Here is a 21,483-nt window from a genome sequence, read left to right on the forward strand (position 1 = left end):
CATGATTCCTCCTTGGAATAGCGGTCAAGCCGCTCCTTTTATTTTGGGGTCAAGCCGATCGCGAATATCGTCTCCAATCAGATTAACCGCCAGTACAAACATGGTAATTGCGAGTCCCGGGAACGTACAGATCCACCAGGCAACCGTCAGATAACCTCTTCCTTGCGAGAGCAGCGCTCCCCAATCCGGAATCTCTTTCAACACGCCAAGTCCGAGAAAACTGAGCCCGGAGCCTGTCAGAATAGAGGTGCCCACGCCGAGCGTCGCCATAACCAGCAATGGTGACAACGAATGAGGCAGTACATGTTTCCAGAAAATACGGGCATTGGAGCCCCCAAGTGAACGTGTAGCTGTAATAAAAGGCAAACCTTTAACGGACATGACCTGCCCACGCATCACCCGTGCATACCCCGGAATGGAGGATACCGCAACAGCCAGTGCAATGTTTAGCAGTCCAGGTCCCAGTGCTGCAGCGACGGACAATGCCAGTAACACGCCTGGAACAGCCATCAGAATATCGACGGCCCGCATGGTGATGGTGTCCAAAACCCCTCCTGCATAGCCGGCAATAATGCCAAGGGCACTGCCCACAAGACCACCCACCAGCACCGAGGCAAATCCAATCAGCAGTGAATCCCTGCTCCCATACACAACTACACTGAAGATATCCCTGCCAAAATAATCGGTTCCAAACAGGTGCGCAGCAGAGGGAGCCTGCAGAATGGCATCCGTCATCATCTGAGTAGGATCATAGGGGGCAATCCAGCCCGGCACAATTGCACAAGTGACGGTAAATACCACAACCAGCACCGCTGCATAAAAGAATAAACGGGATACCGCGAATGAGACGCGGTGACGCAGGGGACGGCGACTCCACAGGCGTAAACGCCCTGTTCTGCCGGTCCAACCTTTTTTGTCACTCACCAATGGTTTCATGCTCATAAGACTCCTCCTTCCTCACTCGCGTCCAAATGTTTCAGACTGTTCCATCCGCCATCACGTTCATTACGTTCGGACTGCACGCCTAACTCTGGGATCAATGTACGCATAAGAGATATCCACCAGTAAATTCAACACGACATAGATCATCGCTGTGAAAAAGACTACGCCCTGCACGACAGGCAGGTCTTTGGCCATCAATGCATCCGCAATGATTCTGCCGATGCCCTGTCTGGAAAAGACTGTTTCCACCACGACGGTTCCGGCAAGCAGATCACCAATCAACATGCCGATGACCGTTACCGCAGGAATCAGCGCATTACGCAGCGCATGACCGTACATAATAGCTCGCTGTGAAAGACCTTTCGCTCGCAATGCTACGATAAACGGTTCGTTCACCACTTCCAGCATGCTGTTACGCACCATTCGTACGATGAAACCCGCACCGACGAGGCCCAGTGTTGCAGCAGGCAGCACCAATGAACTGAATCCGTCGGAACCCATCGCCGGGAACCAGCCGAGCTGGACCGAGAATAACAAAATCAACAGAATGCCGGTCCAGAAGGTTGGCATGGAGATGCCGAACAATCCAACGAGGCGGGCGATGAAATCAATCACGCCATTACGATGAATGGCAGACAGTACACCGAGCGTAATGCCGATGGTTATCGCTATGATTGAGCTGAGCGCGGTCAGCGCCAGTGTGGCAGGGAAATGCTCCAGTATTTTGGGCAGAACCGGGTCGGAATTGATCATGGATTTGCCGAAATCCCCACGCAGCATGTCTCCGAAATAGTTGGCAAACTGAATGTAAAACGGCTGATCCAGACCAAGCTGAACCCGCAGGTTCTCAATCATCTCGGGTGTTGCCGATGACGGGTCCAGCATGAGCAGGACCGGATCACCCGGCAGCAGATACATGATGCAGTACACCAGCACCGAAGCTCCAAAAATAACCAGAAGCGATGTAGCAAGTCTTGTCAGTATCGTTTGAACCATACCGGGTCGTCTCCTTCCTGTCTACATCATTGATGGTACGTGTTAGGGCTGAATCCGAACATCGTTAAAGAGCGGATAACCTAGTGAATCAAACTTGATGCCCTGCACCGATTTGGAAGCAGCCACCGTATAAGGGAACACATAGATCGGCAGAACAACAGCCTGATCGATCAGATACTGCTGAATCTGATTATAGATATCCACCCGTTTATCGGGATCAGTCTCCACCGCTCCTTGTTCCAGCAGCTTATCGATCTTCGGATCGGATAAGCCGGAAAGCGTCGGACGTTCACCTTCTGCACTCGTATGATAGAAAGCGTAAAGTGCATTCGGATCAGAGTTGACCTGGCTGTTGCCGTAGAGATCATAATCCCAGTTCTGATAGACGACCGTAGCAATGTCCTTCGTAATTTCCACTTCAACAGCTATACCCACCTGCTTGAGCTGCTGCTGAATAATCGCAGCAATGTCGTTACGCTTCTCCCGGTTCGGCGAACCGTCCACATAATGCAGGGTCAGCTTCTTACTATCTTTTTCACGAATGCCATCTGCTCCCTTGACCCAGCCTTGCTCATCAAGCAGCTGATTGGCCTTGTTAATATCCGGATGGATACTTCCTTCCAGGGAGGCATCGTAACCGAGAATTCCTGGAGACAGTGCAGACCACGCTCGTTCGTAATTGCCCAGATACAATGTCTTCACGATGGATTCCACATCTACCGCAGATTGCACCGCCTGTCTGACTTTCACATCATCCCAAGGTGCTTTGCGCAGATTGAAGAAGAGGGTATACGGCAAACCAACGGTATTCGCTTGCAGCAATTGCTGGTTCGGATCGTTCTTCAATGCAGCAATATTTTGCGGCGGAACGGTCTCGGCGGCAAGTACCTGCCTACTCTGTACACTGCCAATGCGCGTTGCTTCTTCCGGTACAATTTTGAACGTAATCGTATCCAAATGAGGGGCACCTTCATTTTCAACGGTTTCCGGAGCCCAGTTGTAGTCCTTGTTCTTGGCGACAACGATATCCGCATTTTCATCCCATTTCACGAAGGTATACGGACCGGTCCCTACCGGATTTTTGCCCAGTTGGTCACCGTATTTCTTGGCAGCTGCAGGAGACACAATCCCTAGCAGAGCCTGACTCAAGTTGCCGAGAAAGGCTTGCGAAGGCTGTTCCAGATTCACCTTGATGGTATATTCATCAATGACCTCCGAGGAGCAATACGGTCTGATCAGGGCAAGGGAATTGGCGGCTTTGGTGGCCGGATCGATCACCCGATCCAGATTAAACTTCACGGCTTCCGCGTTAAATGGTGTGCCATCATGGAACTTCACATCTTCACGTAGCTTGAACGTATAACTTTTGCCATCCTCCGATACACTCCACTCCTTGGCGAGCCAAGGTTTAATGGAACCATCCGGCAGCTGGACCACCAGATTGTCATAGATCGTCCGGATCGCACGTACGGTTACGGCAAGGCCACTTCGATGCGGGTCCAGCGTATCCGGAGATGTGGCGAGTGCGTAGGTCAGGTTCCCACCTTCTGCTTGCCCCGACTGCTCCCCACCGGAAGCCTGGACTGTACTGTTCGAGTTACTTGCCGCTCCGCAACCGGATAATACCAGCACCACTACTGCCGCCAATGCCATATATTTCATCCATGAGATAGACCTGTTCATATAGCTTCCCCCTCTGTGTATACAGGTGTCATTGATTCGTTGAAATATTGATTTACTAATTTACGCCTCGGTTCCGACTTGCTCCCGGGCAGCCGTGTAACGATTCACCGGAATTGGCACCCCGAGATTGCCACGCAATGTGTCATGCTCGTATTCGGTGCGATAGATGCCACGCTCTTGCAGAATCGGAACAACGAGCTCTACAAAATCGGACAATCCACTCGGCAGTTCGGAATGAATAATGAATCCATCTGCCGCTTCCGCTTCAAACCATTCCTGAATCTGGTCAGCCACCTGCTCCGGTGTTCCGAGGAATTTGCTCTTCGGTGTTGCAGCTCGCAGGGCTACTTTGCGCAGCGTCAATCCCTGCTCTTTGGCATCCCGCTTGATTTTGTCGGTACCGCTGCGGAAGCTGTTGCTGCCAATGCCATTCAGCTCAGGGAATGGCTCATCCAACGGATATTGGGAGAAGTCATGATGCTCGAAGAAACGTCCCAGATAGTCCAGTGCTTTATCGATGGTGACCAGGCTGGCAATTTCCTGATATTTCTGTTCCGCTTCCTCTTCTGTCCGTCCAATGATCGGATTAATTCCTGGCAAAATGACAATATCCTGTGCGGAACGTCCATAAGCAGCTGCACGGGTTTTGACATCCTTGTAGAAGGCCTGTGCATCCTCGATTGAATCATGTCCCGTGAAGACAGCATCCGCTTCCTTGGCAGCAAGAGTCTTGCCATCTTCCGAAGAACCTGCCTGAAAAATGACCGGCTGCCCCTGCCGTGAACGGGCAATGTTAAGGGGGCCCTGTACGGAGAAGAACTCTCCTTCATGATTGAGTGTGTGCAGCTTGGATGGATCGAAGAAAACACCGCTCTCTTTGTCTCTTACAAAGGCATCGTCTTCCCACGAATCCCACAGGCCTTTGGTTACCTGCAAATATTCCGTTGCAATCCGGTAACGCTCCGGGTGGGTTGGATGGTTGCTTTTACTGTAGTTTTTGGCTGAACCTTCAAGCGGGGAAGTAACGACGTTCCAACCGGCGCGGCCATTACTGATCAGATCAAGAGAACCGAACTGTCTAGCGACTGTGAATGGATCACTATAGGAGGTGGACAGTGTTCCAACCAGACCAATCCGTGACGTAATCGCGGCCAGGGCGGACAATAAACTGATGGGCTCAAATCGATTCAAGAAGTGAGGTATGGATTTCTCGGTAATATAAAGACCGTCAGCGATAAAAACGAGATCGAATTTGCCTTCCTCCGCTTTCAACGTCTGTCGTTTGTAAAACTCAAAGTTCACACTGGCATCCGGCTGAATCTCCGGGTGTCTCCAAGTCGTCATGCTGCCTCCTACACCGTGGACAATCGCTCCAAATTTCAAACTGCGCTGAGCCGTCATAACTATTCCGCCTTCCTTGGATTAGGATATATCAAGAAATTTTCTTAAGTCCGATCTGATATGGATTACGAATGAAAAACAAAAGTTAACTATTCCTATGAGTTTGGTCAGTTTTAATTTCACAAAGCTTATCACTGCCCCGCACATCGGTCAACAGCGTTACTTATAGAACTTTTCTATATAAGGATTGGATATCTGAATATGAGGATATGATGCCTTAAAAGTCCCGACTGCTGCAAACTGAAATGACAGCCTTCAGCAGCCAGCAGCCGGAAACTGCTTTATCAAAAGTTCCGCCACGTCCGGTCAGACTACTGCTTCATCGGGCTGGGCGAGAAGTTCCGCCAGTTTCTCCAGATCGGGCTCCAGCAATGCTTCATACTTGCCGTCTCCACCCACTTCAATGACAGGTACATGGCGAATGCCATATTTGGCTTCAAGCACATCCCTTAACACATCATTGCCTTGCACTTCGATGTTCTCGAAAGGCTGGTTGCGGGCCGTTAGAAATGCCTTGACCTCCCCGCAGAAATGACAGCCTGTTTTGCTCCAAAGCACTACTTTTTTCGATGTAGAAGACATCGGCATACCTCCTGATTGATTCATTGTCAGATCAGGATGGATCACCACCCAGACCATTAATTCCTATCTGTTAAATAAGAATTATGGCTATAAATGTACTCCTCACCTCTTCAAGCGTCAATGGATCTGCCAATAGAATAAACCTATAAGAGGATAGAAAGATTAAATTTTAAATTTGAAAAAAGTCGTTACATTTCATAATTCGTAATTTATGTAAAGTTCGGATGCGGAAAGGATGTATAGCGTAACGATACGCTGTACATCACATGCCGCATCATGCTGTCGAACCGATATACAAGGCTGCCGGACCCCGTCATTACAAATCTTCGTTCAAGAGCTGGGGAGAAGCAATGATGGGCCAGCCTTCTTCGATTGAACGCAGTTGGTTTGCAGATACATGAACGACATGCCCGGATTGCACGCCCCATCGTTCCGCAGCATAAGGGGTTACAAACCTCCTGCGTTTATTGCCACTCATCTGATACCACACATCTCGCTCATTCGTTGCGGCAATAATCATGCCTTCCTCCAGCGCATCGCGGTTGCCTTCAACCGGTTGAGCATGAACATGGCTTCTTGCAAAGGGCCAGCCCTGTACCTCACCCCCAGATACCAGTGGCTCACCTGCAGGTAAGCCGAGCAGGTCCGGTTTGGCAACCAGAACGGGAGAAATGCCGCGTGGAACGGGAATGTTCAGCTTGCGTCGCTGTCTATGCATCAGTCGGTAAACATCGCCCTTGATATCCGTGATGAAACAGCCCTCCGGGTAAAAGTCCGTGCTGCGTCTCAGCTTATGCATTACGTCGCTGCTGCCCTTGGTGGAAATGCGCTGTCGCAGGTCAGAGGAGTCCGTCTTACCAAGGGGTGTCGTGCTCTCCTGACCGGTCGACACCTTCGAATGCAGCGAGAGCCGTGAAGTTTCGGCAACGAGTGTATGGGGATCTCCCCATTTTCGAGTGTAAAACTGTTCGTTATCCTTATTCACCGCTACATAATCCTGTTCTTCCAGCGCCTTCATGCTTACACTTCCGTAGTGATGTATGAAGGCATCCCCGGCTACCGCCAGCCTGTATCCCGCCAACCTCGCCCGGATGATCCAGTCGTCATCTTCAAAATTACCCACAGCGTAGCCTTCATCGAGATAACCTACCCGCTCCAGCAATTCCCGAGAGAACAGCCAGCAGAATCCGACCAGCCTATCGGTCTCCCGATGCTTACCGGCATCCGGACGATTATGCTTCGCTGCAAAAGACCACATCTCCTCCACATCTGTGTACGGGACTTCGATCTGCTGATCTCCACCAATGTAATTGGTAACCGGGCCCACGACCCCCATCTCGGGATGACTGTTAAGACAGGACATCATGTTATCCAGCCAGCCTGGAGTGACCAGCGAATCATTGTTCAGCACGACAATGTGTCGGCCTCTCGCCATCATCAGTCCATGATTGACACCGCCGGCAAAACCGCGATTCTTATCCAGTGCAGCGACCCTTACCATGCCACCTTTGCGAAGCATGGCTTCCGCCGTGCCATCTTTGGACGCGTTATCCACAACAATAATTTCATAAGGCGCAGGTGTATGCTTTTCAATACTGGACACACATTGCAGGACATATTCGCGCTGGTTGTACGTCGGAATAATAATGCTTACCCCTTCGAATACCAGCCCGAATGAGCTTTCTCCCTGCCTCACGCCCTCATCATAGCCTCTACGGTAGCCCTGCTTATACAGTTTTGCGTTCTTGGCTGCCCGTTTGCCTGAGCCTTGACGTCTGGTTTTCCTTCCACTACGACTTCGAGCTGAGTGCAAAACAACGGTTTCAGATGACGCTGCTTTCCGCTGCTCTGAACGTCTGCCTGATGTGCTCATGTTGCTTCCTCCATTTCCCCTCATCCCAATGCGCGTTACGATGAACATCGCACCAGACCATCCATTAGAGCTGAAGCTCTCCTATAACCAATTTGTCAGCCAAATGTCCAAAATCGATGGCAACCCGCCCCAGCTCACCAGCGATTCGGCGACACAGAATGACGGCTGGAATTCCTGCCGCTACAAGAGCGATATCGAATGAATGCTCCGCAGTCTGCTGCATCACCCTCGGGATATCCGCAACCCCCTCCACTGCACCGATGATACCTGTCACATGAACGCCACGACCGTTCAACAACGCTCCGAGCTCAGCAGCCTGGCTTCCAATCAGCAGCACCCGGCGGCCATGTATCACGGGCAACAACAGACCCGACTGATGCAGGCTGTAGTTAATCGTGGAACTGGTCAGATTCAGACGGGACCAGTCAATGCCGAAATGCCTAAATACTGGAAATAACAGCCCTTGAAAAGTGGGCGCACGTGAGATGGGTACGCCTACCCAATCGGCGCCCTGAATGGCTTCCGCGAGCTCAGCGCGGATGTCCGGTGTGGAGCGTGGCACCCCTGCATAAGGCAGAAACGGTGCCAGCTCCTGCACTTGTTCACCTGGCAGCACCGTATCGGCTGCCAGGGTCAGCAGTTCGCCATCTCCGAGGCGAACGACGGACAGAGGGCGCTGCGCATCCAGCGCCCTCTGGATCTGGCCAGCCATCTCATGAGGGCTGGCCAGCCGGGTCAGGGTGGGCGCATACTGGCGGAATCCCGCCTCGATCAGATCTGCCGCCGCCACGGCAGGCAGAATATGATCAGGCGGGATGTGCTGCGCCACCAGCGCCTCCCCGCCCGCGAACACGCCGTCGCGGAAGCCCTCGGCGTAGCCGCTCTCGGGCGCTGCAGCCGGCTGCGCAGGCGCAAGTGCCCTTGCGCTGCCCGCATGCGCGGCAGCGCTTTCCCGCCCCGCGGGAGCGACACCACCGTGCCGGTGTGTCGCTTGCTGCGGTGCTGGCCTGGGCGCACGCTGCGCAGCCGTGCGCGGTTTGCGGCGGGCGCCTGCGGCACGCCCGCTGCGCGGCGCAGCATGCCCGCGGCCTGCAGCTGCGCGCCGGCCCGTTTTGGCTCGCGCCGCTTTGCTGCCACGGCTCACGCCTGCACGCTCGCCTGTTTTTGCTCGCGCACCTGCACTGCCCCGGGCTTCGCCTGCTTTTGCCCCTGTTCGTGCTCGCGCTCCTGCGCTCCCACGACGTCTTGCACTTTTACGCCCGCCGGCTTTGCCTTTCGGTTCTCCAAAAAGCTTGTGCTCTATTCCTGCGAGCTCCCCAGCTCTCGGCTTCAAGCCTTTGTTTCCCCATTCGTGATCTGAGCCCGCTTTGGGCTGCACTCCCACAAATACGTGCCAGGGTCCGGCATGACTGCCCGGTGTCTTCTTCCTACTCATGTTGCTGCGTTTTGCTGCTCTCACGGCATTCCCTCCCTTGGCATGCACGAGGAGTGCCGCCGCTGCACAAAGCGCCGGAGCATTCTTCCGGCTCCGGCGCAGGTTGTTCTGCTCTCAAGGGACCTCTCACAGCTGCAGCATCAGGCGCATATATTTTAGGGCAGTTGTCCCTTCATGCGGATGGCTGCTTCCTGAAGCGATTGGAACGTCCCAGCATCACTCCAATATTTTTGCAAAATATCGTATTCCAGTCCTCCAGCCGCTGCATAATGATTGTTCACGTCTGTAATTTCGAGTTCACCGCGTGCCGAAGGGGCAATGCGTTGAATAAGATTAAATACATGGTCATCATACATATATATGCCGGTAACACAATAAGAGGTCTTCGGATCGCTCGGTTTTTCCTCAATGTATGAGATTCGTTCCGGATGTTGTGGATCAAACACCGGCACCCCATACCGCCGTGCATCGTCCACTTCTTTAAGCAAAACACGAGCCGTACCCGCAGGCTGCTGCAAATACCGGTCCACATAAGGCTTCAAATCGTCGCTGAACAGATTGTCACCCAGCAGAACAACAAATTTTTCTCCAGGGAGGATGAACGAAGTCGCCAGATCCAATGCTTCAGCAATTCCGCCTGCTTTTTCCTGAATCCGATACGTGAGCTTGACGCCATGATCTGCTCCACCGCCCAAATAATCCGTGTATAAGCCAGCGGAATGTTTGTTGATGACAATCAATATTTCTTCTATGCCTGCCTGGCGGAGTCTGTCGATGCCATACATAATCATCGGGTGCTTGCCGACTGGAATCAGATGCTTGTTAATCAGCCGGGTCAGAGGATACAGTCGTGTTCCGGTTCCGCCTGCAAGAATTACACCTTTCATTCCACTATCCCTCCTTCATCGGATGTATCAATATATTTAAGGGGATCGACATGCCATTTGTTGATAAAAATGGATCGATTGCGCTCAAGCAACTGTTTCCATGCCACAGGATCGGTCTTCAGGAAACTCGCGCTGCCGCGATGATGTACAAGTACATCCCCGCATACCAGCAAACGATACCCTTTCTGACAGGCCCTGTAGCAATAATCGTCATCTTCATAGTGTCCCGGCGAATAGGCTTCGTCAAGCACACCAATGTCCTCCATCACACTTCGCCGAATGAGCATGCATAAGCCGACAATCCGTCTGACTTCCTTCCACCTGGAAGCATCAACTATATTGTTGGCAGCAGCCAGTTCCTGAAAATGGGCCATGTCCCGGAACTCCAGTTCCACCTGCTGGATTCCACTTGCATAGTTGGTCATCGGACCTGTAATGCCAATGTTGGCATCACTGTAGAGGGCAGCCCGCAAGTTTTCAAGCCAGCGGGCGGTAACCGTTACATCATTATTCAGCAGCAACAGCTCATCACCACAGGCTGCACGGAGCCCGGCATTGCAAGCCGCCGGGAAACCCCGATTATCCGGCAGCCGGACAAAACGAATTCGTTCCCGGGCACAATACGCTGCCGTTCCGTCAATCGAACCATTATCCACAACGATAATTTCATATGACGTATGAAGATCGGTATATTTTCGAATGGCATCGATACATGGCTTCAGCAAGTCCAGCCCGTTGTACGTCGGAATAATGATACTCGTCAGTGTCATCTGGCATTCCTCCTGTAGGCCACTTCGACACGGGAAATGGACTGGGCTTGTGACGTATTGCCGCCCATATCCAGCCAGGCTGCAATCGCCTCCAGATGGTCGCCGATGATCAATCGGGCCACTTCGTTGCCGCTGCCCGTATTGGTGGAACGCAGACGATTGGAACGAATGACATCGACTTGACTGGGCGCTGTCACTTTTAATCCGTGCTGAATGGCTAGACTTTGCGCCATGGGAGGAACGGCCAGGGCCTGTGGTTTTACGATCTGGATCATCCTGCGCGAGAGGGCATGGGGTACGGCCGTCAACGAATTGGAACCCAAATCCGAACGGTTCAGCACACGGTTGAGATATGCTTTGATCCGGCTCACTTCATCCTGGCGGGCAAATGGAGGCAAAAGGGATGAAAGATTATTCAGTGCCACATCATCCCCCCGGTCCACTGCATACAGAAACGGTGCGAGTTGCTCTGCCGGAACGACCATATCCCCATCCACAAAAAGAAGGGTCTCCGCCTCCGTCATCTTGGCCCCCAGTGCACGGCCTACATCATGTCCCGCCCGGTCAGGTTCATATATGAGCGTGATACCGGGCTGTTCAAGCACCTGCATTAGACTGTTGTCCGTTGTTCCATTCAATACCACAACGATATCCGTCAGCGGTAACCGTTTCAGTTGTACGAGCACTTGCCCCAGTGTAAGTTCCTCATTACAGGCACAGACAACCGCAGCGGCAGGTTTGTTAAGGGCAAGTGGTATGATATTTAATGGACGTCCAACCGCGTGAGCATAACCCTGAATGAATGCTTTCCCTGCCTGCATTGCAGCAGGATAGCCCCTTAGTTCCGCTGAAATCGCAGCCTCATGCTCCTGCCATGTCGAACGTACATGTTGCTCAATCGATTGCTCATTGTGCAGCGCCTTGCGTCCGGCCCGTTGCCCTGCGTTGAATGCTTCATGCAATACGGATTTTTTCGTTATCGATCTACTCGCTGCTGAACTCTTTAGCGGCGATTTAGACAGGCTCTTCCTGCCCATGGTTCTCGTTCTGTTCCTTGTTGTTCGTCTACCTGCTTTCCGTTGACGACGGACGCCCCCTGAACGCTCCTTCATTTCCTCACCTCCAGCATGTTGCCTCTTTTGACGAAGCCGCTTTCTTGATTTATGCAGCATGCTCACCTCGTCAGGCTACGAACACGCTGCAGATCGGAATGCCCTCCACGTGGGCCAAGCGTATCGGTTATCCACTTGATCGCTGTCAGATGATCATTCCATATCAATTGACTGAGCGGATCAGGTCCGCTACGTTTCTTGACTCGAACTGCATTCATTTTACCTACAGGCACATGATGGACAGCACGCACCTTCAACCCGCTGATAACCGCCTTTGCATGTGCCAACGGTGGAATCTCCAGTGTTTCCGTACCCATTACCTCAAGTGCCCTGCGACTTAATGCATGCGGAATGGCTGTCATGGAAGCCCCTTGCAGATCAGGTCTGGCGAGCATGCTGTTCAGCGCATGTTTGGCCTCTATCACAGGGTGAACAGGGGTGCGCGCCACCGGCCCGTTATAATCATTAAGTGCCACATCCGTTCCATCCAGAATCGCTCGCACATATGGCGCGAGATGTTCTGCCGGAATTAGAATGTCTGCATCCGTGAACAACAGCACCCTGCCACGAGCTGCCGCTGCACCGATTCTTCTTCCTGCATCGTGTCCCAAAGCTTCAGCATAACGAAGCACCTGTGCTCCTGCCCTTTTTGCCGCCGCTGCCGTTCCATCCGTTGAACCATTCACAATAACAAGCACTTCGGCATCACGGCATATACGCAGCGCCTGACGAACGACTGCACCAATGGTTCGCGCTTCATTCATGGCAGGTATAATGACCGAAAGCAGTGGTTTATGCGAGTTCGTCGAATCCTGTGCAAGTGTCTCTCTCATCGCATGCTCATCTCCGAATGCTGGCCATTTCGTTTGGTCCTTGGGTGAAATCACGTACGTATAGGCCTTTGTACCCTTTTTGTATGCAGATTTCAAACGGCGCTTCTTTAGTTGCGCTTTTCTTTGTGCCACATTCGATTTGGCTGCAACAAAAGCGGTATTGCCGCGTTTTTGCAACACAGTCACCTCCCGGGTGTACATCATCGGCATGCAAAGGGAGTACACGTTATTCTATGTATTCATGGAGCAGTGGAAACGGCGTATGTCCTTGAACCGAGCAGGTTCTGTCTGCCATCAAGCTCAGTCAATCCATTTATTCAGACAATATTCGTCAAAATATTCGAAATCCGCTACAGCTCCCCTACTTCAGACACAATTTCAAAAAAAATTTAAAATTGCATCTTTTCCAACCTTTTACATTGTGATAATATACGTTGCAAGAAGTATATTTACAAAAAAATCCTAAGAAAGAACAGGTGTTCCTTTCAATTATTTTCCCCTTCGGTTAATTGACCTTCGGTTAATTCTGCTCGCAGCAGGATGATTCGGGAGACTGTTTTAGCGTTTGCTGCATGTACCTTGAGAGGAGTGATGCCGTTCAAATACGTAATTCAGGTTTGGTTATGTGAACCCGGAACGAACACCCCGGCTCCGTAAGAACATCTTCTGCTTCGCAAGTGGACAAGACCCCTGGCTTCTGATTGAGGAACTACAATGAACGATTAAGCCTCATAGCTGAACCGGATAAACGGTACTCCTTTTCACCCAACCACAGGCATACAGGCTCTGCCGATTTTGTTCCTTATCGTTTCTTGTCATATTCCACATTTCAGATTCAGCCTCACCCTCCGCGCTGCCCAAGTTGCAGACGGAACTCCAACCGAGATTGGCATAATTATTTTTTTTCCAAAAAATCATATTGAGAATGGGAGAGTTTACTATGAAATTTGCTAAAGTTATGCCAACAATTCTTGGAGGAGCTCTTTTGCTCGCTTCCGTATCTTCTGCTGCTGCAGCTCCATTGTCTGATCAGTCCATTCCATTGCAGGCCCCATATGCCTCTGAGGAGGGTATCCAGTTGAACAGCGGCTCCGACGAAACTATCTTCAATTTCCTTGGTCAACAGGAACAATTCCTGAATTCCGACGTGAAATCCCAACTCAAAATCATTAAAAGAACGACAGACACCTCTGGTGTACGACACTTCCGCCTGAAGCAGTACATTAAAGGAATTCCAGTCTACGGTGCCGAGCAAACGATCCACCTGGACAAAACAGGACAGGTTTCATCCGCACTTGGTGATCTTCCACCGGTTGAAGAACAATCCATCCCTAATGACGGCGTCGCTGAAATCAGTGCAGAAGATGCCATCAAGATTGCATCGGAAGAAGCCACTTCCCGTGTTGGAGAGCTTGGCGAACCACAGAAAACCCCTGAAGCCGAATTGAACATTTACCACAATGAAGAGGACAACCAAACCTATCTTGTTTACATTACTGAAGTCAATGTGCTTGAACCAGCCCCATTGCGTACCAAATATTTCGTGAATGCCGTTGACGGCAGTATCGTATCTCAATATGACCTCATCAACTTCGCAACAGGAACAGGTACAGGTGTACTTGGTGATACCAAGACTCTTACAACCACCCAATCCGGCAGTACCTTCCAACTGAAAGATACCACTCGCGGCAAAGGGATCGAAACCTACACCGCAAGCAATCGCTCCACCATTCCAGGTACTCTCCTGACGGATTCCGACAATGTATGGACTGATCGTGCCGGAGTAGATGCCCATGCCTATGCTGCTGCCACGTATGATTTCTACAAAAACAAATTCAACCGTAACGGTCTGGACGGCAACGGTTTGCTGGTCAAATCCACGGTACATTACGGCTCCAATTACAATAACGCCTTCTGGAACGGAGTGCAGATTGTATTTGGTGACGGAGATGGTACAACCTTCACTTCCCTGTCCGGTGATCTGGACGTAGTAGGTCATGAATTGACTCACGGTGTCATTGAGAACACAGCCAACCTGGAGTACCGCAATGAGCCAGGCGCACTGAACGAAGCCTTCGCAGATATCTTCGGCAATACCATTCAGAGCAAAAACTGGTTGATCGGTGACGACATTTACACACCTAACATTGCAGGCGATGCACTGCGCTCCATGTCCAACCCTACATTGTATGGACAACCTGACAAATACAGTGACCGTTATACCGGAACAGCTGACAACGGTGGTGTTCATACCAACAGCGGTATCATCAACAAAGCATACTACCTTGCAGTTCAAGGCGGCACGCACAACGGTGTCACTGTAACCGGAATTGGACGCGATAAAGCCATTCAAATCTTCTACAGCACACTCGTGAACTATCTGACACCAACGTCCAAATTTGCTGCGGCAAAAACAGCTACCATCCAAGCAGCCAAAGATCTGTACGGTGCAACTTCTGCTGAGGTTACTGCAATTACCAAAGCTTATCAAGCCGTAGGACTGTAAGAATCCATTTGTTGTTGAACTCATATTCAATCGTTCAGGCACCCCTCATCGTCCGAACGGAGCAAGCTTATATATGAAAAAAAGCGGTGTCCCGGACAAATCCGGGAACCGCTTTTGTCTATTTGAACATGTGTACTCCTTCGTCCACAGTTGTCTTTGAAGATGAAGGCACATGTCCCGCACGCTTACACGGAAGGCCCAGCGGCAATCCATGATAACAATCCGTACGTGTGTTTGGAGCCTCCAGTACGTGACACTTCCAGTACAGCTTCATCTTCACTCTGGGAGAGCAGCGACACCTGAAATCCCCGATCATTACACATGGCTACAATCACATAATGCTCCGATATAAACGATTCCTCAAAGGCTACCGATACTTCCACACATTCTTCATCCTCAGGCAATATGAAAGCCTCCATACCGAACTGCTGCACGACAGGCTGACGGCTGACACTCCGTACAGGCTGGAATGCCAGATGTTTGGCCTGAACGGCTCCGGATTGCAGCTGCTCGCTGCCCACCGCTCCATCACACAAATGTTCCTGTGTAATCGATTGTTCACTCAATATAAACTCCGTAGTTCCACCGATCTCCTGTGACAATTCAAGCTGTGATTGCTGAGCCTGAACTATCTCCTCTGTCGTCACTGAAGCAGCTGCCAATGGCTCCCCAAGCTGGTCCGTTTGGGCTGCCTGCTCTTGTTGTCCCTCCAGCTCCTGATTCGATGTCTGGTAAATTTGTGTTTCCTCCAGACCAGCACCCGTCAGTGCCTCGACCAGGGCCTGTTGTGAAGGCTGTACTGCTTCGCCCTCTGTCTGAAGCAATGTTTCTTGTCTTTTGATCGCTGCCAGCTGCTCCAGCGTTTCTCCACTGAACTGGCGAATCGCATTCCATATCTCTTCGCTCAAATGCGCCGGGCCTACAATTCCCGCATTCAAGTGATTGGATGTAATGCTTTGTTCACTCAGTTTGCTGCCATCGATGGCGCAGTCTGCAAGATGCGCGGATGTTATCGCGCCGTCAGCCAATTTGCTGCCGTTTACACTGCCGTCGGCCAGTTTAGCACTCGTTACAGACCCATTTTGTAGATGGATCCCGCTTACTGCTTCCTCTTCCAGATGGGTTGTGCGAATACTACGTTCTTGAATATGATCAGCATGGATCGTTCCATCCAGAATATGCCGAGATTGCACACTTTGGTCTGCCAGGTGGATAGCTGATACCGCTCCTTCAAGCAACTTGCTGCCGTTTACACTGCCGTCGGCCAGTTTGGCAATTGTTATGGAACCATTGTGCAGGTGAATCGCACTTACCGATTCAGCTTTGAGGTGGGAGATCCCAATGCTGCGTTCCTGAATATGGTCCGCATGAATCGCTCTCTCTTGGATATGACGGGATTGCACACTTCCATTGGCAATATGGACCTCTGACACCGAATCTTCAAGTAATTTGCTGCCGCTCACACTGCCATCGGCCAGTTTGGCACTCGTTACAGACCCATTTTGCAGATGAACCGTACTGATTGTATCCTCTTCCAGATGGGTCGTGCCAATGCTGTGCTCCTGAATATGGTCAGCAAGGATTGCTCCTTCCTGGATATGGCGGGACTGCACACTTTCGGAAGCAATATGAATCCCCGACACTGTATCCTCGAGCAACTTGCTGCCGTTTACACTGCCATCAGCCAGTTTGGCACTCGTTACGGAGCCATTTTGCAGATGAACCGCACTTACTGCTTCCTCTTCCAGATGGGGTGTGCCAATGCTGCGTTCCTGAATATGACCCGCATGGATGGCACCTGCCTGAATATGCCCGGATTGCACACTTTCCGATGCGATATGAATCCCCGATATAGTACCTTCGAATAACTTGCTTCCGTTTATACTGCCATCCGCCAGTTTGGCACTCGTAACAGATCCATTTTGCAAATGGACTGCACTTACCGACTCCTCTTCCAAATGGAGTGTGCCAATGCTGCGTTCTTGAATATGATCAGCAAGGATTGCACCTTCTTGGATATGGCGGGTTTGCACACTTTCGTCTGCCATGTGGGCAGCCGATACTGCCCCTGCGGCTAATTTGCTGCCATCAACACTACCACTCGCCAGTTTGGAGCGTGTTACCGATTCATCCTGTAATATAATCGTACTTACTGCTTCTTCTTCCAGATGAGACGTACCGATGCTGCGTTCATGGATATGATGAGGAAGAATCTCACCATCTTGAATATGACGGGAATGTACAGCTCCTTGCTGCAGGTGAACCGCACTTGTCGACTCTGCCTGAAGGTGCAAACCACTGATCAAACCTGGCTGCAGATGAGCCGCTGTAATGGATAAAGGTGCCAGATGGTCTGTTTCGACAGATCCAGGTGCCAAGTGATGGGATGTGACTACCTGTTCAGCAATATGTTCCTCATGAATGATGTCGGGTTTCAGATGCTGTGAATTCACCACCCCCGTACCCAAATGATCCGATTTCACACTTCCATCAGCCAGATGAACGGATTCCACAGCGGATGGCTGCAGATGCTCGCTGCCTACAGTGGCCTGTTGTAATTCTGTCCCGGATACCGAGTCCGCTGCCAAATGGTCTGCTGTTACGGAGCCATGTCGCAGTTTGTTGCCTGTAATACTACCATCGGCAAATAATTCGGGTGAACGTACTTCCTCAGACAAATGTTCCAGTGAAACAGCATGCTGCTTCAGGTGATAACCGCGAATGGTTCCTGCTGGAATATGTTTGGCGTGAATGCTTTCTGCCATAATTTTGGAAGAAGTCACGCTGCCGTCTGCCAGTTTGGCTGACGTGACAGCAGAATCCGCCAGTTTATCCGTGGCCACACTCTCTGGTGATAGCTTGGGGGAGGTAATCGCATGATCTGTCAGATGAGGTGGAAAAATGGATCCGCCTGCCATCTGGGCTGAAGTTACACTGCCAGGAGCCAATTTGTCTGTTGTGACGGCTGCCCGTGCAATTGCATCCGTTTCAACACTGCCCGGCTGAAGATGAGGCATACCTACGGAATGCTCTGTCAGGTGCTCCGATTTCACTGCATAAGGTCTCAGGGCCTCGGAACCCACGCTGCCTGGAGCCAGATGTGTACCTGTGACTCCACCGCTCGCAAGATGCGACGATACGACGCTCCCCGGGGCAAGCGCTCTGCTGCTAACCGAAGCCGTTCCAAGTTTTTCTGTTGTCACACTTCCATCCGCGAGCTTGGCGTCTATAACTGCAGCATCCTGCAATTCATACGTACCTACAGCTGACTCTGCCAGATGCCGCTCAGATACCACGCCATCCGCGAGAGCATCTCCGGACACACTTCCGGCAGAGAGATGAGTAGCCTCGATGCTTCCACTTGCAATGTGAATGGAGTGAATTGCGGAATTGTCCACATGTACCGGCATAATTCCCCGGTTCGAAATGTGTTCCGCACGAATGGACCCTTTGGCAAGATGTTTACCCTGTACAGCTTCATCCGCGATTTTGGAAGAAATGACGCTCTGATCAGAAATTTTGGAGGCTGTAATCGACTGTTCCAGCAATTTAGCTGTTCCAACCGACTGGTCTGCCAGTTTGCTGCTGGTTACAGCGCCGTCCGTCAAATGTTCACTGCCTACTTCTCCGTTGCCAATCTGCTCCTTGCCAATGGCATAAGCGCGGATCTGGCTTGAACCGATGGAACCGTCCAGCAGATGTCTTCCGCTTAGCGAACCCTCAGCTAAATGTCTTGTTTGTATGGATCCATCCTCAATCTGGTCACTCCCAATACTGCCAATAGATAGTTGTGAACGACCAATCGCCCCTTCTGCCAGATGCATCTGTTTAACAGCACCTGCCTGAATATGGTGAGACTCGATGGATTGTTCTTCGATTTTGCTGCCTGTGACAGCACCTTCACGAATTTTGGATGTAGTCACCGCATCGTCAGCCAGTTTAGAGGTATGCACAGCTCCTCCCGAGAGATGCCTTGTATCCACGCCGCTAATCGCAATCTTGTCTCCAGTTACGGCATGATTCTTGATTAATTCTTCCGTAACCAGCATTCGGCTGAGATGTCTTGTGCCGATGGAACCGTCGGCAATTTTGGCTGAATCGATGACCTGGTTGCCAAGCTTCTGGGAAGTAATGCTGCCATCTCTGATTTTTTCACCGGCAATAGAAGCATTTCGTATTTTGTGACCTGACACGGAGCCGTCAATCAAGTGCTCTTCGGATACAGACGCTTCCGCAAGTTTAGCGGAAACAATTGCCCCGTCTGCAATGTGAATGCTGGTCACCGCATAATCCTGCAATGCTTCACTGCCTACCGCATCCGGTTTCGGCTTGGAGGCATCCACAGAGAAAGGAGCCAGTTTGCTCTCCGTAACAGCAAATTCACTCAAGTCGTCCGTGTAGATATAGTGTCCGGTATGACCCGGCATCTGGTTCTGGTTCAGGATCTCCAGCCGATCCCTGCTTGTGATTTCCTGCTTGTTGACGTCCTTTTCTTCTTCTAGAACATGCGGAGCCACGCTGCTGACCTGAATCTGCTTTTCCAGGCTATCTTGTGTCTCGACGACTTCCTCGTTATCAGACTCTACGGGTTCCGGCTTAATGATTTTGGCTACGATTTTTATGTCTTCCAGCTCGTTCGTTGTAGCAGGTAGCTCCGTTGATTCGAATAGGAATTCTTCTGATGCCTGAATGGCCCTCGAATCCCGTTTATTTGCATTCACGCGCGCTTCCCTATTCGAAGTGAAACCTGAGCTCATTGTGTCTGACCGTCGATTGGTCAGATCCAGTTCCTTAAATTTTGGACTCACATGCCGCAGTTTCGGCGTAGGAATCTTCTTATTGCCCTTTTTACTCATACAGCCTGCTCCTTCCTCTGACGTTCGTCTCCGGCATCATATGCTCCAGTCTGGGCATCTGCCACTGCAATTCATGACTTTTGCCAATTACAGTACGTGGATGTATAAGCTTCAAAATATGCGTTAACGGAATGCTGTCTGCTGAAATAGGCTGTACCAACTCACTTATGTAAGGCGGCTGTCCACGCCCCTGCCCCGGAAATGTCATACGATATCATGTAAGCATTTTGCATAAATCTATAGAATGCAAAGAGCTGGTATGAGAACTCATTGGTGCCTATCGAAGCATCATGATTCTGGTCTGCGTTATCGTGATATCCAACCAGGCGTTGACAGGCCGGCATTTCATGGATGGACGATCCATGGTCGCGATAACATTGAAGGAGGAACGGTCATGCTACAAGAAACGATCGGTATTCTGTTCGATTCACGCATGTACCGGGGGATACCGGCTGGAAGGACGGGTCAGGAATCACTCGCGAATGTTGAACAGGCAGCGGCCTGTTATGGATTAACTCCTTGTTTTTTGCGGCTGGAAGACGTGGATTCAGATAACAAAACCTGTATGGCTTATGTAAAAAAAGAGGGTATATACGTGCGTCAAAGGATGCCTTTGCCTTCCGTTATTCATAATCGGGCTCTCCAGCTTCGCCGTACGGAGCAGCACCAGGTGACCCAACTTCTGTTGCAGGGCATACAGGTATACAATGTTCGCAATCGATACCGCAAAGATCACATTCACGAGATACTTTATCAGGACCCCGGTCTCAGGCAGCATCTCCCCCGTGCGGTCAAGGCTACACCCGATTCTCTGGCCTATATGATGGAACATTACGATGATCTGGTGATCAAGCCATGCAGCGGAAGCATCGGTCACGGCATTATGCGGATATTCCAAAAGGATGGTCAATGGAAACTCACTTGTGAGACAAGAACTTCACGCAAGGGATGGGCTACCTTTCGACTGAATAAGGGACAACTGCCCTCAGCTACCCTTCGCCGTATTTTTCGTCATGCCTATCTTATTGAAGAGCGCATACCTCTGGTTCGTTATGAAGGAAGACCCGTAGATCTGCGGGTCTCGGTGCAACGTGGAGGTGACGGTTTGTGGGGAATCACGGGCATATTCGCCAAGGTAGCTCCGGCTCATACGTTTGTCACGAATATCGCCCAGGGCAGCAAAGTCATGACGCTGGCTGAAGCTCTTGGTTCGGAGGAATCCGACTGGCATCTACTAGAACTGGAGGACAGAATCAAGTCTGTGGGGCTCCGCATCGCACGGACGCTGGCTTCGAGCTTGCCACATCTTGCGGACCTTGGACTTGATCTGGGGATAACAGAGAACGGGCGGATTTATTTTATCGAATGCAACGGAAGGGATCAACGCTACGGTTTCCGAAAGGCCGGGATGACGGAGCATTGGAAGACCAGTTACCGACAACCGATGGCTTATGGACGTCTGCTGCTGGAACAGAATTCGCGCATACCGCGGCAACCTCAGACGTACGATAGGAGCCTATATTGATTTCGCGGGCATTCTGTGTCAATATTATGCAGAACGGCCGGTCCTGCCGGCCTTGAAGTTCGCACTAACCCTAAGGGGGATA

Annotated in this window: 15 protein-coding genes; 2 read left to right on the plus strand and 13 right to left on the minus strand. The window is 51.1% G+C overall.

What is annotated here, in order from left to right; translation table 11 throughout:
- Positions 1–24: 24 nt before the first annotated feature.
- From QP794_RS18525 to QP794_RS18575, 11 genes are all read right to left on the minus strand, one after another.
- The gene (locus tag QP794_RS18525; protein WP_285078431.1) at positions 25–942 is read right to left on the minus strand and encodes an ABC transporter permease; all 918 of its coding nucleotides are present in this window, start codon (positions 940–942) and stop codon (positions 25–27) included.
- Between the two features lie 63 nt (positions 943–1,005).
- A complete protein-coding gene (locus QP794_RS18530) occupies positions 1,006–1,938 on the minus strand; it encodes an ABC transporter permease (RefSeq protein WP_285078432.1) in 933 nt (310 codons plus the stop codon).
- A gap of 42 nt (positions 1,939–1,980) precedes the next feature.
- A complete protein-coding gene (locus QP794_RS18535) occupies positions 1,981–3,621 on the minus strand; it encodes an ABC transporter substrate-binding protein (protein WP_285078433.1) in 1,641 nt (546 codons plus the stop codon).
- 60 nt (positions 3,622–3,681) lie between these two features.
- Complete coding sequence (locus tag QP794_RS18540; protein WP_285078434.1) at positions 3,682–5,022, minus strand: LLM class flavin-dependent oxidoreductase; 1,341 nt, start codon at positions 5,020–5,022, stop codon at positions 3,682–3,684.
- A 306-nt stretch (positions 5,023–5,328) separates the two neighbouring features.
- Positions 5,329–5,604 (minus strand): glutaredoxin family protein, encoded by a 276-nt coding sequence (locus QP794_RS18545; protein WP_024632598.1) that lies wholly within the window; start codon positions 5,602–5,604, stop codon positions 5,329–5,331.
- Between the two features lie 316 nt (positions 5,605–5,920).
- Complete coding sequence (locus tag QP794_RS18550) at positions 5,921–7,477, minus strand: glycosyltransferase family 2 protein (RefSeq protein WP_285078435.1); 1,557 nt, start codon at positions 7,475–7,477, stop codon at positions 5,921–5,923.
- A 64-nt stretch (positions 7,478–7,541) separates the two neighbouring features.
- Positions 7,542–8,912: a GT-D fold domain-containing protein gene (locus QP794_RS18555; protein ID WP_285078436.1), complete on the minus strand. Its 1,371-nt coding sequence runs from the start codon at positions 8,910–8,912 to the stop codon at positions 7,542–7,544.
- A gap of 155 nt (positions 8,913–9,067) precedes the next feature.
- Positions 9,068–9,799, minus strand: a complete 732-nt coding sequence (locus QP794_RS18560) for a sugar phosphate nucleotidyltransferase (RefSeq protein ID WP_024632601.1) — start codon at positions 9,797–9,799, stop codon at positions 9,068–9,070.
- Positions 9,796–10,569: a glycosyltransferase family 2 protein gene (locus tag QP794_RS18565; protein WP_285078437.1), complete on the minus strand. Its 774-nt coding sequence runs from the start codon at positions 10,567–10,569 to the stop codon at positions 9,796–9,798. The genes QP794_RS18560 and QP794_RS18565 overlap by 4 nt, the downstream gene beginning before the upstream one ends.
- A complete protein-coding gene (locus tag QP794_RS18570; RefSeq protein ID WP_285078438.1) occupies positions 10,566–11,681 on the minus strand; it encodes a glycosyltransferase in 1,116 nt (371 codons plus the stop codon). The genes QP794_RS18565 and QP794_RS18570 overlap by 4 nt, the downstream gene beginning before the upstream one ends.
- Positions 11,682–11,743: 62 nt before the next feature.
- Positions 11,744–12,691: a glycosyltransferase family 2 protein gene (locus QP794_RS18575; RefSeq protein WP_285078439.1), complete on the minus strand. Its 948-nt coding sequence runs from the start codon at positions 12,689–12,691 to the stop codon at positions 11,744–11,746.
- Between the two features lie 763 nt (positions 12,692–13,454).
- Between QP794_RS18575 and QP794_RS18580 the strand changes: the two genes are divergently transcribed.
- Complete coding sequence (locus tag QP794_RS18580) at positions 13,455–15,020, plus strand: M4 family metallopeptidase (protein WP_285078440.1); 1,566 nt, start codon at positions 13,455–13,457, stop codon at positions 15,018–15,020.
- Positions 15,021–15,205: 185 nt separating this feature from the next.
- Here QP794_RS18580 and QP794_RS18585 read toward each other — a convergent pair whose 3' ends face one another.
- Together QP794_RS18585 and QP794_RS18590 are read right to left on the minus strand one after the other, a co-directional pair.
- Positions 15,206–19,876, minus strand: a complete 4,671-nt coding sequence (locus QP794_RS18585; RefSeq protein WP_285078441.1) for a WIAG-tail domain — start codon at positions 19,874–19,876, stop codon at positions 15,206–15,208.
- On the minus strand, positions 19,869–20,084 hold the full coding sequence (locus tag QP794_RS18590) for a hypothetical protein (protein WP_024632607.1): 216 nt from the start codon (positions 20,082–20,084) through the stop codon (positions 19,869–19,871). The genes QP794_RS18585 and QP794_RS18590 overlap by 8 nt, the downstream gene beginning before the upstream one ends.
- A 186-nt stretch (positions 20,085–20,270) precedes the next feature.
- Between QP794_RS18590 and QP794_RS18595 the strand changes: the two genes are divergently transcribed.
- The gene (locus QP794_RS18595) at positions 20,271–21,401 is read left to right on the plus strand and encodes a YheC/YheD family endospore coat-associated protein (RefSeq protein ID WP_285078442.1); all 1,131 of its coding nucleotides are present in this window, start codon (positions 20,271–20,273) and stop codon (positions 21,399–21,401) included.
- The last annotated feature ends 82 nt before the right edge of the window (positions 21,402–21,483 follow it).

Origin of the sequence: Paenibacillus sp. UMB7766-LJ446 (assembly GCF_030226665.1) — a bacterium.
Taxonomy (GTDB): Bacteria; Bacillota; Bacilli; order Paenibacillales; family Paenibacillaceae; genus Paenibacillus; species Paenibacillus vandeheii.

Bases quoted from the DNA above. Each gene is read 5' to 3' on its own strand.
- QP794_RS18590 (WP_024632607.1), bottom strand. From the start codon at position 20,084: ATGACATTTCCGGGGCAGGGGCGTGGACAGCCGCCTTACATAAGTGAG.
- QP794_RS18585 (WP_285078441.1), bottom strand. From the start codon at position 19,876: ATGAGTAAAAAGGGCAATAAGAAGATTCCTACGCCGAAACTGCGGCAT.
- QP794_RS18595 (WP_285078442.1), top strand. From the start codon at position 20,271: ATGCTACAAGAAACGATCGGTATTCTGTTCGATTCACGCATGTACCGG.
- QP794_RS18560 (WP_024632601.1), bottom strand. From the start codon at position 9,799: ATGAAAGGTGTAATTCTTGCAGGCGGAACCGGAACACGACTGTATCCT.
- QP794_RS18530 (WP_285078432.1), bottom strand. From the start codon at position 1,938: ATGGTTCAAACGATACTGACAAGACTTGCTACATCGCTTCTGGTTATT.
- QP794_RS18535 (WP_285078433.1), bottom strand. From the start codon at position 3,621: ATGAACAGGTCTATCTCATGGATGAAATATATGGCATTGGCGGCAGTA.
- QP794_RS18565 (WP_285078437.1), bottom strand. From the start codon at position 10,569: ATGACACTGACGAGTATCATTATTCCGACGTACAACGGGCTGGACTTG.
- QP794_RS18550 (WP_285078435.1), bottom strand. From the start codon at position 7,477: ATGAGCACATCAGGCAGACGTTCAGAGCAGCGGAAAGCAGCGTCATCT.
- QP794_RS18580 (WP_285078440.1), top strand. From the start codon at position 13,455: ATGAAATTTGCTAAAGTTATGCCAACAATTCTTGGAGGAGCTCTTTTG.
- QP794_RS18540 (WP_285078434.1), bottom strand. From the start codon at position 5,022: ATGACGGCTCAGCGCAGTTTGAAATTTGGAGCGATTGTCCACGGTGTA.
- QP794_RS18545 (WP_024632598.1), bottom strand. From the start codon at position 5,604: ATGTCTTCTACATCGAAAAAAGTAGTGCTTTGGAGCAAAACAGGCTGT.
- QP794_RS18525 (WP_285078431.1), bottom strand. From the start codon at position 942: ATGAGCATGAAACCATTGGTGAGTGACAAAAAAGGTTGGACCGGCAGA.
- QP794_RS18555 (WP_285078436.1), bottom strand. From the start codon at position 8,912: ATGAGTAGGAAGAAGACACCGGGCAGTCATGCCGGACCCTGGCACGTA.
- QP794_RS18570 (WP_285078438.1), bottom strand. From the start codon at position 11,681: ATGAAGGAGCGTTCAGGGGGCGTCCGTCGTCAACGGAAAGCAGGTAGA.